Raw genomic sequence first — 15844 nt, 5'->3', positions numbered from 1 at the left:
GCCGCTCCCTCCGCTCCTCCGGCCGACCTTCCCCCCCCGAGGTTCACCCCCGAGGAGCTCTCCGCGATGCTGGGGGAGAAGAACAGCCCCACAGCCGAGCAGTCGCACATCATTTCCTCGCCCCTGTCACCCCGGCTGGTGATTGCCGGTGCCGGCTCGGGCAAGACCGCCACGATGGCCGACCGTGTGGTGTGGCTTGTCGCCAACGGCTGGGTCCGGCCGGAGGAAGTGCTCGGGGTGACCTTCACCCGGAAGGCCGCCGGGGAGCTGGCCACCCGCATCCGCGCCAAGCTTTCAGCTCTGCAGCGCATCGCCGCGGCCGACACGCAGCACCAGATGTTCCCCGCCGGGCTGCTCAGCACCGACGCGCTCGAACCCAAGGTCTCCACCTACCACTCCTACGCCAGCGGCATCGTGTCCGACTACGGCCTCCGGCTCGGCGTCGAACGCGACGTCGTGCTGCTCGGCGGCGCCCAGTCCTTCCAGCTCGCCAGCGAGGTCGTGGAAGCTTTCGACGGCGAATACGAACACTTCCGCTCCGCCAAATCCACCCTCGTCAAGGCGGTCATCCAGCTTGCCGGCGAGTGCGCCGAGCATCTCCAGGACCCGGCCGCGGTCCGAGGGTGGCTGCTGGACCGGGTGGCCGAGTTCGAGGCGCTGCCCTACCTCGCCACCGCCAAAAAGAACGCGAGCCAGGCCGTGGGCGAGCTCAGCGGCCTGCTCCGCACCCGTGCCAGCGTCGCGGAGATGGTGGGACGCTACACGGACGCCAAGCGGGCCCGCGGCGCCCTCGACTTCGGCGACCTCGTCGCCCTCGCCGCCCGCGTCGCCAACGAGGTCCCGGTCGCCGCGGAAACCGAACGGCAGCGCTACAAAGTGGTGCTGCTCGACGAGTTCCAGGACACCTCGCACGCCCAGCTGGTCCTCTTCTCGCGGCTGTTCGGTGACGGCCACGCGGTCACCGCAGTGGGGGACCCCAACCAGTCCATCTATGGTTTCCGCGGCGCCTCCGCCGGCCAGCTCTTCCACTTCGTCCGCGAATTCCCGGTCCGGCTCCCCGCCGCCGCCGCCGCCGCCGCCGACGCCGGGAGCCCTGCGCGTTTCGCCGTTGCGCCGACGTCGTACCTGACCACCGCGTGGCGCAACGGCCGGAACATCCTGACCGCCGCCAACGTCATTTCGGCACCACTCAGCCGGGCCGCTGCCCTGACCGGCCCGGCCGGCGAGCGGGACACGGCCGGGGGCGTCGAGGTTCCGCCGCTGCTGCCCAGCCCGGCCGCGGTCCAGGGCCGGGTGGTGATGGGCCGCTTCGGCACCGATGAGGACGAGGCCGCGGCGATCGCCGGTGACGTACTGAAGTTCCGGGTGACCGACTTTGACGGGTCGGCAGCGGAGCCCGAGCCTCCCGCCATGGCGGTGCTGTGCCGCCGCCGCGCCCAGATGGAATGCATCCGGCGCGAATTCGAGGTGCGCGGGATCCCCTACGAAATCGTCGGCCTCGGCGGTCTCCTGGACACCCCCGAGATTGTCGACCTGGTCGCGACCCTCCGGGTGCTGGCCGATCCGGGGCGCTCGGATTCGCTGATGCGCCTGCTCTGCGGGGCGCGGTGGCGGATCGGCCCGGCGGACCTGATGGCCCTGCGGGACTGGTCCAGCTTCCTGGCCCGGCGCCGCGGCCGCCCCGGCACCACAGACGCCGACGACGCCGACGACGCGGCGGAGGCCGCCGTGATCGAGGGCGACCTCACGGACGCCGCCAGCCTGGTCGAAGCCCTCGACTGGCTGCCGCGGGAAGGCTGGACGTCCGCGCACGGCCGCCAGCTCAGCCCCGAGGGGCTGGAACGGCTCCACCGGCTCTCGGCGGAACTCCGTCAACTGCGCGGCTACATGGGCGATGATCTCACCACCTTGCTCGGCGAGGTGGAGCGGGCCATGCTTCTCGACATCGAAGTCGCCGCACGGCCAGGGATCAGCATCCACCAGGCCCGCCGCAACCTGGACGCCTTCCAGGACGCCGCCGCCGGGTTCCTGCACACCTCCCAGCGGGTGGACGTCCTCGCCTTCCTGGCCTGGCTGGAAGCCGCAGCCGCCGAGGAGAACGGCCTGGACGCCGCAGCGCCGGACGTGAACCATGAAGCGGTGCAGCTCCTGACCGTGCACGCCTCCAAGGGCCTGGAATGGGATGTCGTGTTCGTGCCCGGGCTCAATGCCGGGGCCTTCCCCAGCAGCCGGGATTCGCGCTGGAGCAGCGGCAGCGCCGCGCTGCCCTGGCCGTTGCGCGGGGACCGCGCGGACCTGCCGCAATGGGACCTCGAACACCCGGACCAAAAAGGCTGGCTCGACGCCGAGAAGGAATTCAAGTCCGCCGTCCAGGCCCATGGCGAGGCCGAAGAACGGCGGCTGGCCTATGTGGCCTACACCCGGGCCAAACACGTGCTCTGGGTTTCCAGCGCCGCATGGGTGGGCTCGCGCGCCGGTCTGGCTGACATGTCGCCTTTCCTGGCCGAACTGGAAGTCCTCGCCGCCGACGGCGCAGCCGGGATCCACCCGTTGTCCGTCGATGAGGAGTCACTGCCGGAGGAGAGCCCGCTGACCGCAGACCTTGAGGTCGCCGGATGGCCGTACGACCCGCTCGAGGGGCCACTCGATCCGCGGACGGGAGACCGGCTCCGGCTGGTCCCCGGCCGGCGGGCCGCCATGCAGGCCGCCGCGGCACGGGTGCTGCATTCCCTGGACTCCGGGGTGCTACAGGATGCGGGCGGACCGGGCGCATTCCCCGATGCGGGCGCCACTGAATCGGGAAAGCGCCGGCCCCTGCGCGGCCCGGCCGGCGGCTGGGCGCACGAAGCCGCGACCCTGCTGGAACGCCGCTCCCGCCGGACCGCGGTGCACGATGTGCATCTGCCGGGCCACATTTCCGCGTCCACCCTGGTGGATCTGGAGGAAGACGCCGGCTCCGTCGTTGCCCGGCTGCGGCGACCCGTTCCGCGTGAACCCGGGATGTCCGCCCGCAAAGGCACCGCATTCCATGCCTGGGTGGAGGAGTACTTCGGCACCGCCGGAATGCTGGACCTTGGCGAGGCGGCGGGCTCCGACGACCACATCGACGAGGCCTACGGTCTGGACACGATGGTGGAAACCTTCCGCCGCTCCGAGTGGGCCAACCGCGCACCTGCCCACGTTGAAGTGCCGGTGGAAACCCGGATCGGTGACGTGGTGGTCCGCGGCCGGATCGACGCCGTCTTCCGCGACGCCGACGGCGGCTGGGACCTGGTGGACTGGAAGACCGGCCGCCGGCCGTCCGCCGCGCAGCTGAAGACCAAGGCCGTCCAGCTGGCCGTCTACCGGCTGGCCTGGTCCCGGCTCAAGGACATCCCGGTGGACCAGGTGCGGGCGGCGTTCTACTACGTCGCGGACAACCAAGTGGTCCGGCCGCACGATCTGGGTTCAGCGGAGCGGCTCGAGCAGATTGTCGCCGCGGCCCTCGGGGGCGGCTAGCGGGTTTTCGCCTCGACCACCGTGAGTGCTGTCGTCGAAGTGTCATCTGCGGGTGCGTCCGGCTGGGCGGCAGCGTCTGCGGGCGCGTCCGCCTGGGCGGGAGCGTCTGCCGGTGCTGCCCCTTCGGCCTGGATCACGGCAAACGACTGGGTTGAGGTGTCCTCCTCGGAGGAACCCACGGCGGCCGGTTCGTCGGCGGGAATCGCTGTCACGGAGACGCCGGAAACCTTGTTGCCGGCAGGGCCGGTGCGTTCAGCGCCGGCCATGCTATGGTCGCCGACACCCCGGTGGCCACCCCGTCGGTCGGCCCCGGCCGCGTCGAGGGGAATCGGCGTCACCTGTACGGCCGGCATCGCGGTGCTGGAGGGTACGGCGGAAAGTCCGGAGACCGAATCCGGGGCCAGCAGGGAGACCCTGCTGACGACCGGCACCGGCTGATTGTGCGGTGTCGCGGCCGGCTGGGCCCGGCCGGGTGCGGGACCGGATGCAGGAGTCGGCTGGGGGAGCGGTTCCACGCTGATCGGCTGACCGCCGTGTTCCGCGACGTCCTCGGCGAGTGCCGTGAGCATGGACTCGGCCTCGTCGATCATGTCCTGGTTCCCGGCGGCGAGGCCCTTGACGAGGTACTGCGCGAGGGCGAATTCGGCGGAGAGCGCGGCGCGGCGGAGCAAATGGGCGTCGGGCACGTCGCGCCTGGCAGACGTGTAGTGCTCCAGCACAGCGTCCACGAAGTCCTGGTCGTTGGACGCGACCAGCCAGGCCATGTCGTCGGCGGGGTCGCCGATGCGCAGATCGGTCCAGCCGGTCACGGCGGTCACGCGGTCGGCGTCGACCAGGAGGTTGTCCTCGTGCAGGTCACCGTGGACCACGCAGGGGTTGAAGCGCCAGAGGGAAACGTCCTCAAGGGCGTGTTCCCAGCGGCGAAGCAGCAGCGGCGGGATCATGCCGGTGGTCGCGGCCTGGTCCAGTTCGTTGAGGCGGCGCTGGCGGAACTCGTTGGGGGTGTAGCTCGGGAGGTCAGCGTTGCTGACCAGCGAATGTGGCAGGTCATGGATGGCGGCGAGGGCCGCACCGATCTCGCGGGCCACGGCGGGTGAAGCGGACCCAAGTTCCTCGACCGACCGGGTGGAGCCGGCCAGGTGGGAGTAAACAAACGTGCTCAGCGCCCCCTGCCGGACGGTGCCGGCCACGGTGGGCATCAGGAAGGGAAGTTCGGCCCGGATGGCGGGCACAAAAGCTCGCAGCACCAGGAATTCCGTTTCCAGCCGTGCGCTGGCCTCCGGATGGCGCGGCGAGCGGACCCGCCAGCGCTTCCCTTCGGAATCCAAAAGGAGAGCCGAATCGAAGTCTGCCGGATCGTCGGGCGCAGAGCTGACGGCAGTCGGGGTCAGTCCGGGGACTGCCGCGGTTGCCACAGCTGCCAGTTCGATTGGTTTTCTTCTCACGCTTCCACGGTAGATTGAGCGGCGCCCAAGACAGCGATGCACCACGGCGAGTCTGAAAGATCCGGAATAAATTCCGGCCGGGGATCCGTTACGGTGCGGCCCGGACCGCGGCCCCGGCCTCCCGCCGGGGCACGTGCGGATGCCCACATACGTCAGGGAAAAATGTCATTTGTCAGCGGGAGTCAGTACGGTGGGTACATGAGTCTTGCGGAGTCACCGGCATCGAAGAGCCACGCCCAGCAGAGCCAAACATCGACAAGCCAAACATCGACAAGCCAAGCACCGGACAGCCAAGCCCGGCATGGCAGGACAACCGCCCCGCACCCCGGCCTGACCGCCAACTTGATCACCGACACCGTCCTTCCGGTGCGGTCGGCGCTCATTGACCGCGGATCCGCCGCACGGCTGAGGCCCGGAATGCTCGGGGAGCTCATGACCCCCGGCGGCGCCCGGGCGATGGTGCTGTCCGGCCGGCAGGCCCTCATCAACGGCGCCGGCCTGGTTCTGCTCGACGCGGCCGAACTTGCCCGGCACCTGCAGGACACCGCCTACGCCCCGGACCAGCTGATCTACCTGGGCACAGCCCTGCCCGGCTCGGACCTGGCTGCAGGCACCCCCCTGATCCTCTTCCTCCTGCCGCAGCAGTTCGAGGTCCGGGCCGAGGAATTCGAAGCCCACATCGCCGGCATCCCCGAAGCCGCCCAGTGGGCGGGGTTCCGTGATGTCGCAGCCACCCTGAACCCCACCGACACCGCCATCTTCGTCGAGGCCAGCGCCATCGCCAACTGGCACGCCACCCACACCCACTGCCCGCGCTGCGGCACCGCCACCGAGCCGGAGGCGGGCGGCTGGGTGCGCCGCTGCCCCTCGGATGGTTCGGAGCATTACCCGCGCACCGATCCGGCCATCATCGTCACGGTCGTGGGCCCGGACGGCCGTCTCCTGCTCGGCGGCGGCGGCCCGCTCGATGCCCGGAACTACTCCACCCTCGCCGGCTTCGTCGAACCGGGTGAGTCACTGGAACAAGCCGTGGTCCGGGAGATCGGCGAGGAGGTCGGCGTGCGGGTCACCGCCTGCCAGTACCTCGGTTCCCAGTCCTGGCCCTTCCCGGCCTCGCTCATGCTCGGCTTTACGGCCACGACCGCGGACACTGAAGCCACTCCCGACGGCATCGAAGTCACCCGGGCGCGCTGGTTCAGCAGGAGTGAGCTGCAGGAAGCGGTGCTCAGCGGCGAAATTGTCATCTCCAGCAGGCTGTCCATCGCCCGGGCCCTCATCGAGCACTGGTACGGCGGCACCATCCAGGACCGCCCGGACAGCGCATGAGCTCTGATTGACAACCCGGCGGCACCGCCGAGGCGCGGGTCCACCAGCGCGGAACATTCACCGGACACCCTCAAACGACTGAGCAGCAATAGTGAACACTGATATTTTCCAGCCCAGCGCTTTCCCGGCCGGCCAGTCCAACGACCCAGAGCCGGAGACCGAACCCCCGGCGCCGGACAACCGCTCCCTCGAGGAGCGGATCCTGGGCGGCCTGGACGCCGAACAGCGCGACGTCGCCAGCACCCTGCAGGGACCCATGTGTGTCCTTGCCGGCGCCGGCACCGGCAAGACCCGCGCCATCACCCACCGGATCGCCTACGGCGTGCACTCCGGCGTGTACAACCCGCAACGGCTCCTGGCTGTCACCTTCACGTCGCGGGCAGCGGCCGAAATGCGCAGCCGGCTCCGCGACCTCGGCGTCGGCAACGTCCAGGCACGCACCTTCCACGCAGCTGCGCTGCGCCAGCTTCAGTTCTTCTGGCCCCAGGCCGTCGGTGGGGTCCTGCCCAACCTGCTGGACCACAAAGCGCAGATGATTGCCGAAGCGGCCCGGCGGCTGCGGCTCAGCACGGACCGGGCCTCGATCCGCGATCTGGCCTCCGAAATCGAGTGGGCCAAGGTGTCCATGCTGACCCCGGCCAACTACCTGGAAAAAGCCCAGGGCCGCGGTGCCCCGGGCGGCTTCGACCTGACCGCCGTCGCCCGGGTTTTCCAGTCCTACGAAGACGTCAAGACCGACCGGAACGTCATCGACTTCGAGGACGTCCTGCTCATCACTGTGGGAATTCTCCAGGAGGACCCGAAGGTTGCCGCCACGGTCCGCGAGCAGTACCGTCACTTCGTCGTCGACGAGTACCAGGACGTTTCACCGCTGCAGCAGCGGCTGCTGGAACTGTGGCTCGGCGGGCGGGACGAGCTCTGCGTCGTCGGCGACGCCAGCCAGACCATCTACTCATTCACCGGTGCCTCGCCGAAGCACCTCCTCGGCTTCAAGGCCCAGTATCCCGGGGCCACCGTGGTCAAGCTGATCCGCGACTACCGCTCCACCCCGCAGGTGGTGAAACTGGCCAACGAGCTGCTGGGGGGCCGGCGCAGCGGCGGGACGGCCGCGGACGCCGCCTGGGCCACGCCCCTGCAACTCGTGGCGCAACGCCCGTCCGGTCCGGTCCCGCAGTTCACCGAATGCTCCGATGATGAGGCCGAGGCCGCAACAGTGGCGGTCAAGGTCCGCGGGCTCCTCGATGCCGGCACTCCGGCCAGCCAGGTCGCCGTGCTGTTCCGCACCAATGGCCAGTCCGATGCCTACGAGCAGGCCCTGGCCTCGGCGGGGATCGGCTACCAGCTGCGCGGCGGGGAACGGTTCTTTGCCCGCAAGGAAGTCCGCGACGCCATCTTGCAGCTTCGGGCGGCCACCCGGGCCGTCGCCGAAACCGCCAGCCCCGAACCGCTGGGCCAGCTGGTCCGCGACATCGTCGCCTCGCTGGGCTACACGGAAGCCGCCCCGCACAGCGGCGGCGCGCTCCGGGAACGCTGGGAATCGCTCGCGGCGCTCGTCGCGCTGGCCGACGAACTCGTGATCAGCCGGGGCGGGCAGTTCACCCTCTCCGACTTCGTCAACGAACTCCAGGAGCGCTCCCTGGCCCAGCACGCCCCGACCGTCCAGGGCGTCACCCTCGCCTCGCTGCACGCGGCCAAGGGCCTCGAATGGGACGCCGTCTTCCTCGTCGGGCTCAGCGAAGGGCTCATGCCGATTTCCTTCGCCGACAGCCCCGAATCCGTCGACGAGGAGCGCCGGCTGCTGTACGTGGGGATCACCCGGGCCAGGGAACACCTGTTCCTGTCCTGGTCCACCGCACGGACCCCGGGCGGGCGCGCCAACCGGAAGCCCTCGCGTTTCCTCGACGGGCTGCGCCCCGACTCCGTGGCCAGCTCCTCGGTCCGCGGCAAGGGGGCTGCGCCGCGCCGCAAGGCCGCCGTGCCGGCCACCTGCCGGGTATGCGGGACCATGCTCTCCTCCGGTGCCGAACGGAAGGTGGGCCGCTGCAACCAGTGCCCGCCCAGCTACGAGGAGCAGACCTTCGACGCGCTCCGGCAGTGGCGCAAGGACATAGCGCTTGAAGCCGACGTTCCCGCCTTTGTGGTCTTCACCGATGCCACCCTGACCGCCATTGCCGAAGCCCGGCCCGACTCCCTCGAACAGCTCGCCAAACTCCCCGGGGTGGGCCCGTCCAAACTGGAGAAGTACGGCGAAGCAGTGCTGGCCGTGCTGGTCGAAAGCACCACGCTCTGATGGCCGGCAGCAGCCCTCCGAGGTCAGGCACGCCGGCAGCCACGCCGCTGACCACTGCCGACGGCGCCCCGGTGGAAGTGCGGCGCTCCGCCCGCCGCCGCCGGACCGTCGCGGCCTTCTGGGAAAACGGCACCGCCGTGGTCGCCATCCCTGCCTCCTTCAGCCGCGCCCAGGAGCGGGAGTGGGTGCACCGGATGCTGGAGAAGCTCCGGCGCCAGGGGGAGCGGGGGAGCCGCGGTGCCGGAGGGCGTCGCCCGCGCAGCGACACCGCCCTGGCGGCGCACGCCGCCGAGCTCTCCGCGAAGTACTTCGGTGGCCGGGCGGTGCCGTCGTCGGTCCGCTGGGTGGGCAACCAGAATTCCCGCTGGGGGTCCGCGACGCCGTCGGACGGGACCATCCGGCTCTCGGACAAGCTTCAGCCCATGCCGCAGTGGGTCATCGATTATGTGCTGCTGCACGAACTGGCGCACCTGCTCGTTGCCGGACACAACGCAGCGTTCTGGCGGCTGCTCGAGGCCTACCCGGACACGGCCCGGGCGAAGGCCTTCCTCGAGGGCGTCTCCTTCGCCACCTCCCGCGGCATCACGCCCGACAACGGCGATGACATGGCAGACGTCGACGCGGCCGGGTTCTCCGACTAATCCCGCCAGCCCATGTCGGCACCTCCCGCCCCGGCCGGAACCGCAGTTCCAGCCGCGACGATCCGGGGGCGGGCACGGGACAGCCCCGGCCGGAACCGCAGTTCCAGCCGGGGCCGCCGGTTCCCCATCTAGGGCTTGGGGCTTTCGCCTTCGCCGGGAGCGTCGCCGTCAGGTGCTCCCTTTTCTTCGGTACCGCCGGATTGTTCGGTTCCGCCGGATTCGCCCGTGCCTTCCCCGGTGTCCTGACCTTCCCCGGGCTCGTCGAATCCACCGCTCAGCAGCTTCTGCAGGGCGTCGTCAACCTCGGAGTCGCTGGCCTCGGCCAGCTTGCGGCGTTCGCTGAAGCCTTTCGGGTCCTCGAGATCTTCGGCGGTGGGCAGCAGATCCGGGTGCTGCCAGATCGCATCGCGGCCGTCGGCGCCGCGTTCGTCCTTGAGCGAGGCCCACAATGCGGCGGCCTCCCGGAGCCGGCGCGGCCGCAGTTCCAGTCCCACCAGGGAGGAGAAAGCGTGTTCGGCCGGCCCTCCGGTCGCGCGGCGGCGCCGTACCGTCTCCCGCAGCGCCGCCGCTGAGGGCAGCAGCTTCTCGGTGGCGGCCCAGCTCAGTTCGTCGACCCAGCCCTCCACGAGCGCGAGGGCGGTTTCCAGCTTCTCCAGCGCCTGCTCCTGGGCGGGCGTGCGCTGGGGCATGAATACCCCCTGCGACAGGGCCTCCTGGATGCCCTCCGGGTTGCTGGGATCCAGCTCGCGGGCGAGTTCCTCAATCTTTGAGGTGTCGATGTGAATGCCGCGGGCGTATGCCTCGATCGCGCCCAACAGGTGCCCGCGCAACCAGGGAACCTGGACGAACAGCCTGGCGTGGGCTGCTTCGCGGACAGCCAGGAACAGGCGGATGTCGTTTTCCGGCAGGCTGAGGCCCTCGCCGAACTTCGCCACGTTGGAGGGCAGGAGGGCCATTTCGAGGTCGGCGAGCGGGACGCCGATGTCCGTGGAGCTGACCACCTCGGCGGACAGGGCGCCGATGGCCTGGCCCAGCTGCATGCCGAAGATCGCGCCGCCCATGTTCTGCAGCATCGAGGACGCGCCGCCCATCATGGTCTTCATTTCCTCCGGCATCTGCTCCGTCATGGCGGCAGAGAGTGCATTTGCGATGCTGTTGGCCACCGGCTCCGTGAGGCGTTTCCAGGTGCCGAGGGTTTCTTCCACCCACTCGGCCCGGGACCAGGCCCGGCCAATCAGCCCGGTGGCCGGCAGTCCAGTGACCTGGTCAAGCCACAGTTCGGCGAGCCGCAGGGCCTCGTCGACCTCGCGCGACTGCTGGGCCGTGACGGACGGGTCGGACCCGCTCGCGGCCACGCGCCGGGCGTTCTCATGCGCCAGCTGCCAGTTGACGGGGCCCTCGGAGGAAGAGCTCATCATGGCCTGGACCTGGGAGAACATCTGGGCGAGGAGATTCGGGTCGTCCGGAAGCCCTGCGGCCTTCGCCAGTTCGGCAGGGTCGATGTTCCCCATGCCCTGGCCGCCCATCAGGTTCTTCAGCATTTCGGCCAGTGGATCCTGGGGTTCCTCGTCGCCATTGGACGGATTAACTGGGTTGGAGGTCATGGTCCCGCCGATCGTCGGTGTGGCTGCTTCTCACGTTCACGGTACCCCGCGGCCAGCGGGCTGTCTGCTGAAACCCCGCGACGTTCGCTGTAGGCAAAGAGCCCAGCCGGCGGCCGAGCGCGTAGTGTTAGAAACTGGAATATTGGCAGGCGGCAGCCGTGGCGGAGGCTGCGGAAGCGGTGCGCTGACCAGGGGGTCCGCAGGGTCCCCGGGCGCCGGCACGGAGAGGTCCTTCATTGACTATTACGCAGGGCGAACAGCCCGCCAGCGAGCCGGCGGCCAGCCAGTTCCGGGGCCGGGGGTCCTTCCTCGCCGGGTCTCGTTCCGGGCGGAAGCGGGACAAACGGTCTTCGGCCATGCTGGTGTCGGGTGTTCTCGCGCTGGCGCTTGGGATCACCGCCCTGAGCCTGCCGGTCCCGTACGTCGTGGAATCACCGGGTCCGACCTTCAACACCCTGGGCACGGACAACGGCAAGCCGGTCATCAGCGTCACCGGCCACGAGACGTTTCCCGCGAAGGGCAGCCTGGACCTCACCACGGTCTACGTCGACGGCGGCCCCAACGGGCCGGTGACCGTCGTTGAGGCACTCTCGGCCTGGCTCAACGGCGCCAAGGCCGTCTACCCGGAGGAACTCATCTTCCCCACCGGGGTGACGAAGGAACAGTCCCAGCAGGAAAGCGCCGTCGCAATGACCACCTCGCAGGAGAACGCCGTCGCTGCCGCCCTCAAGGAACTGGGCATCCCGTTCGAGCAGAAGATGCAGATCGCCGGTATCCCGGAGGGCTCCGCCTCCGCCGGGAAGCTCCGGGAAAATGACGTGCTGGTCTCCGTGAACGGCAAGCCGGCCACCGCCCTAAGTGTCGTCCAGACCGAACTCGCGGCAGGCAACGGTGTCCCGGTGGATGTCGTTGTCGATCGTGGAGGCAGCAACGTGACCGCAAGCATCACCCCGTCCAAGACCTCGGCCGGGCGGTTCATCCTCGGGGTTACGCTGCAGTACAAATTCAAGTTCCCCTTTGACGTCAAGATCTCCCTCGACAAGGTCGGCGGTCCCAGCGCCGGGATGATGTTTGCCCTGGGCATCGTGGACACTGTCACCCCCGGCGACCTGACCGGCGGCAAACACGTCGCGGGAACAGGAACCATCACCCCCGACGGCGCCGTTGGCCCGATTGGCGGCATCGGCCAAAAGATGCAGGGCGCCCGGGCCGGCGGGGCCACCCTGTTCCTTGCCCCGGCGGCGAACTGCGACGACGTCGTCGGCCATGTCCCGGACGGATTGCAGGTGGTTCGGGTGGAGAATCTGGCCGATGCACGGAAAGCTGTCGAACTTGCCGCGTCAGGGGCCGACACATCGGGGCTCCCGGTTTGCTCCAGCAACTAGACTGGCCGCGGAACTAAGATACGCCGCCACTCGTGGCACCTATGACGGCCTTGCCGCCCAGCCGGGGCGGGGCCGACGGCCGCTTCAAGGCAGCAACTGAGTTGCGGCAACGAAGCGCCGCACTGATAACTAAAAACCAGTAACTGTCGACCAGCTATGAGGTACCGAGTTTGTCCCGTCCAGCCAGCACAGTCCCGCCCGGAAGACCCCAGCAACGACGAGGCGCCCTGACGCCGACGTTGATTGTTGTGGCCTTGATCGTGGTCGGCTTCATCTTCTTTGCCAATGTCTGGACGGACGTCCTGTGGTACCAGCAGTTGGGCTTCTTCGAAGTCTTCCTGACCGAGAACCTGGCACGCATCGTCATTTTCCTGGTGGGCTTCGCGTTGATGTTTTCCGCCGTCTTCTTCGCCATCCGGATCGCGTACCACGCACGCCCCGTGTATGCGCCGGATGCGGACATCCGGGACAACCTCAACCGCTACCAGGTCCAGCTTGAACCGATCCGCCGGGTCGTTATGATCGGGTTACCGGTCCTCTTCGGCCTGTTCGCCGGCAGCGCCGCGGCCAGCCAGTGGCAGAAGGTGCTCCTGTTCCTGCACCAGGAACCTTTCGGCCAGAACGATCCCCAGTTCGGACTCGACATCAGCTTCTACCTGATGACCCTGCCCTTCCTGGGCTTCGTCACCGGATTCCTGATCAGCGTCACCATTGTCGCCGGCGTCGCCGGCATCCTGACGCATTACCTCTACGGCAGCGTCCGGATCATGGAACGCGGCATCTTCACCAGCCGGGCGGCGCAGATCCATCTCGCCGTCTCGGGTGCGGCCTTCCTGCTGCTGCTGGGCATCAACTTCTGGCTGGACCGCTACACCTCCGTGCAGAACAGCGGTGGCCGCTGGGCCGGTGCGCTGTACACGGACGTCAACGCCGTCATCCCCACGAAATCCATTCTGGCCGTGGCTGCGGCCCTCGTCGCGGTGTTATTCGTCGTCGCCGCCGTGATCGGCAAATGGCGGCTGCCCGTCATCGGTACCGCCATGCTCGTCATCACCTCCATCCTCGCCGGCGGCGTCTACCCCTGGGTGATCCAGCAGTTCCAGGTCCGGCCCTCGGAGCAGACGCTCGAGAAGCCGTTCATCGAACGCAACATTAACTTGACCCGCTCGGCGTACGGACTGGATAAGATCCAGGAAACCCGGTACAACGCCACCACCAACGCCACCACGGGCGCGCTGGCCCCCGACGCGCAGACCACCGCCAACATCCGGCTGCTGGACCCCAACCTGATCTCGGACGCGTTCTCCCAGCTTGAGCAGTACCGGCCGTACTACCAGTTTCCCAAAGCGCTGAACGTGGACCGCTACGAGATCGACGGCAAGATCCAGGACACCGTCATTGCGGTCCGTGAACTCAACCCCGACGGGCTGAGCGCCAACCAGCAGTCCTGGCTGAACCGCCACGTCGTGTACACCCACGGCTACGGCGTCGTTGCCGCCAAGGGCAACAAGTTCACCGTCGACGGCAAGCCTGACTTCCTGCAGTCCGGAATCCCGTCCACCGGCGTGCTCGGCAATGACTCGACCTACCAGCCGCGGGTCTATTTCGGCGAGAACTCGGCCGACTACTCGATCGTCGGAGCCCCCGACGGTGCCCCGCACCGCGAGCAGGACCGGCCCGCCGGCAAGGAAGGCGACGGTGAAACGCAGTACACCTTCACCGGCGACGGCGGCCCGAACGTCGGCAGCTTCTTCAACAAGGTGCTCTACGCCATCAAGTTCCAGTCCTCGGACCTGCTGCTCTCTGACGGCGTGAACGCAGACTCCCAGATCCTCTACGACCGCAACCCCCGGGAACGCGTCCAGAAGGTTGCCCCGTACCTCACGGTGGACGGCAACGCCTACCCCGCCGTCGTCGACGGCCGCGTGAAGTGGATCGTGGACGGCTACACCACCAGCCAGTACTACCCGTACTCCCAGCAGGAGCAGCTCTCCGCGGCCACGACCGACTCGCAGACCACCGCGGGCCGGACCGCTTCCCTGCCGAACACCTCCGTCAACTACATCCGCAACTCGGTCAAGGCCACCGTGGACGCCTACGACGGCAAAGTGACGCTCTACGCCTGGGACGACCAGGACCCGGTCCTGAAGGCGTGGCAGAACATCTTTCCGACCTCGCTGAAGCCGTTCTCGGAAATGTCCGGGGCCCTGATGAGCCACGTACGCTACCCCGAGGACCTGTTCAAGGTCCAGCGCGAACTCCTGGGCCGCTACCACGTCACCCAGGCGGACAACTTCTACACCAACAATGACGCCTGGAGCGTGCCGAACGATCCGACCGTCCAGGACGAGGTCAAGCAGCCCCCGTACTACATGTCACTGAAGATGCCCGACCAGGACAAACCGGCCTTCCAGCTGACGTCCTCCTTCATCCCCCAGGTGGTCAACGGCAACGCCCGCAACGTGCTCTACGGCTACCTGGCCGCGGACTCGGACGCGGGCAACCAGAAGGGCGTGAAGGCGGACAGCTACGGCCAGCTCAGGCTCCTGCAGATCCCCCCGGAGACCAACATCCCCGGCCCCGGCCAGGCGCAGAACAAGTTCAACTCCGACCCCACCGTGTCCCAGGCGCTGAACCTGCTGCGCCAGGGCGCATCCGCGGTGCTGAACGGCAACCTGCTGACCCTGCCGGTTGGCGGGGGCATGGCGTATGTCCAGCCCGTCTACCTCCGGTCCACGGGTGAAACCTCCTACCCCACGCTGCAGCGTGTCCTGGTGGCCTTCGGTGACAAGATCGGTTTCGCGCCGACCCTTGATGAGGCCCTGAACCAGCTCTTCGGCGGCGCATCGGGAGCCAGCGCCGGTGACTCGGCCAATAACGGACGGACGCCCGCTACCCAGCCCGGCACCACCCCCGCCCCGGGAAGCACCGACGCGAAAGCAGAGCTGAAGGCCGCATTGGATGACGCGGCCGCCGCCATCAAGGCGGGCCAGGACGCCCTCGCGAAGGGCGACTTCGCAGCCTACGGCGAGCAGCAGAAGAAGCTCTCTGCGGCCCTGCAGCGGGCCATCGACGCCGAGGCCAAGATCGCGGCGACGCCGGTTCCGGCTCCGGCGGCCACCCCGGCCCCGGAGGCCACAACACCGGCCGCCACCCCGGCCCCGACGCCGAGCAGCTGACGCCCGGGAAGTAGTGCACCGCCCACAGGGGCACTACTTGAAGGCACTACTTGAAGGCCGGGTTCCCGCTCCACTGGAGCGGGAACCCGGCCTTTTTCGGCAGACCGCGGCGCCGCCCTGGGCCGGTCCACAGGGCCGGGAGACGCACATCACGGCACCTCGATTTGGCCTCCAGTTCACCGGCAGGTAGAGTTGATCTTGCGACGCGGGGTGGAGCAGTTCGGTAGCTCGCTGGGCTCATAACCCAGAGGTCACAGGTTCAAATCCTGTCCCCGCAACTGAAGGGAAGGTCCGGAACACTGGAATCGGTGTTCCGGGCCTTCTGCTTTAAGCCACCCGGACTTTGTCCCGCTGCGGTGGTCCCGGACCGCCTGGCGGCCGGTGGTCAGGGCGGCGCCAAAAGTAGGGTATTGTTGATCAAGCGACGCGGGGTGGAGCAGTTCGGTAGCTCGCTGGGCTCATAACCCAGAGGTCAC

The 15844-nt window shown here is 68.6% G+C and carries 8 protein-coding genes and 1 tRNA gene; 7 read left to right on the top strand and 2 right to left on the bottom strand.

What is annotated here, in order from left to right; translation table 11 throughout:
- Positions 1-66: 66 nt before the first annotated feature.
- A complete protein-coding gene (locus QCD75_RS17780) occupies positions 67-3498 on the top strand; it encodes an ATP-dependent helicase (protein ID WP_301230754.1) in 3432 nt (1143 codons plus the stop codon).
- Here the strand turns inward: QCD75_RS17780 and QCD75_RS17775 are convergent.
- Positions 3495-4943 (bottom strand): phosphotransferase, encoded by a 1449-nt coding sequence (locus QCD75_RS17775; RefSeq protein WP_441005510.1) that lies wholly within the window; start codon positions 4941-4943, stop codon positions 3495-3497. The genes QCD75_RS17780 and QCD75_RS17775 overlap by 4 nt on opposite strands.
- 198 nt (positions 4944-5141) lie before the next feature.
- Here QCD75_RS17775 and nudC point away from each other — a divergent pair, with 198 nt between their 5' ends.
- From nudC to QCD75_RS17760, 3 genes are all read left to right on the top strand, one after another.
- On the top strand, positions 5142-6269 hold the full coding sequence (gene nudC, locus QCD75_RS17770; protein WP_301230733.1) for an NAD(+) diphosphatase: 1128 nt from the start codon (positions 5142-5144) through the stop codon (positions 6267-6269).
- A gap of 199 nt (positions 6270-6468) precedes the next feature.
- Entirely contained in the window at positions 6469-8559 is a 2091-nt protein-coding gene (locus QCD75_RS17765; RefSeq protein ID WP_301230753.1) for an ATP-dependent DNA helicase UvrD2, read from the top strand.
- Entirely contained in the window at positions 8559-9200 is a 642-nt protein-coding gene (locus tag QCD75_RS17760) for a M48 metallopeptidase family protein (RefSeq protein ID WP_301230732.1), read from the top strand. The genes QCD75_RS17765 and QCD75_RS17760 overlap by 1 nt, the downstream gene beginning before the upstream one ends.
- A 128-nt stretch (positions 9201-9328) precedes the next feature.
- On the opposite strand, the gene QCD75_RS17755 is transcribed toward QCD75_RS17760, so the two are convergent.
- A complete protein-coding gene (locus tag QCD75_RS17755) occupies positions 9329-10804 on the bottom strand; it encodes a zinc-dependent metalloprotease (RefSeq protein WP_301230731.1) in 1476 nt (491 codons plus the stop codon).
- Between the two features lie 236 nt (positions 10805-11040).
- Here QCD75_RS17755 and QCD75_RS17750 point away from each other — a divergent pair, with 236 nt between their 5' ends.
- The 3 genes from QCD75_RS17750 to QCD75_RS17740 all read left to right on the top strand — a co-directional run bounded on the left by QCD75_RS17750 (position 11041) and on the right by QCD75_RS17740 (position 15646).
- Positions 11041-12189, top strand: a complete 1149-nt coding sequence (locus QCD75_RS17750; RefSeq protein ID WP_301230730.1) for a YlbL family protein — start codon at positions 11041-11043, stop codon at positions 12187-12189.
- Between the two features lie 170 nt (positions 12190-12359).
- Positions 12360-15368, top strand: a complete 3009-nt coding sequence (locus QCD75_RS17745; RefSeq protein WP_301230729.1) for a UPF0182 family membrane protein — start codon at positions 12360-12362, stop codon at positions 15366-15368.
- Positions 15369-15572: 204 nt separating this feature from the next.
- Positions 15573-15646, top strand: a tRNA-Met gene (locus QCD75_RS17740).
- Positions 15647-15844 lie beyond the last annotated feature (198 nt).

This window comes from Arthrobacter sp. PsM3 (assembly GCF_030433895.1).
In the GTDB taxonomy this organism is placed as follows: Bacteria; Actinomycetota; Actinomycetes; order Actinomycetales; family Micrococcaceae; genus Arthrobacter.
The sequence above is the reverse complement of the archived record's forward strand: the minus strand, read 5'-3'. Positions and strand labels throughout refer to the sequence as shown.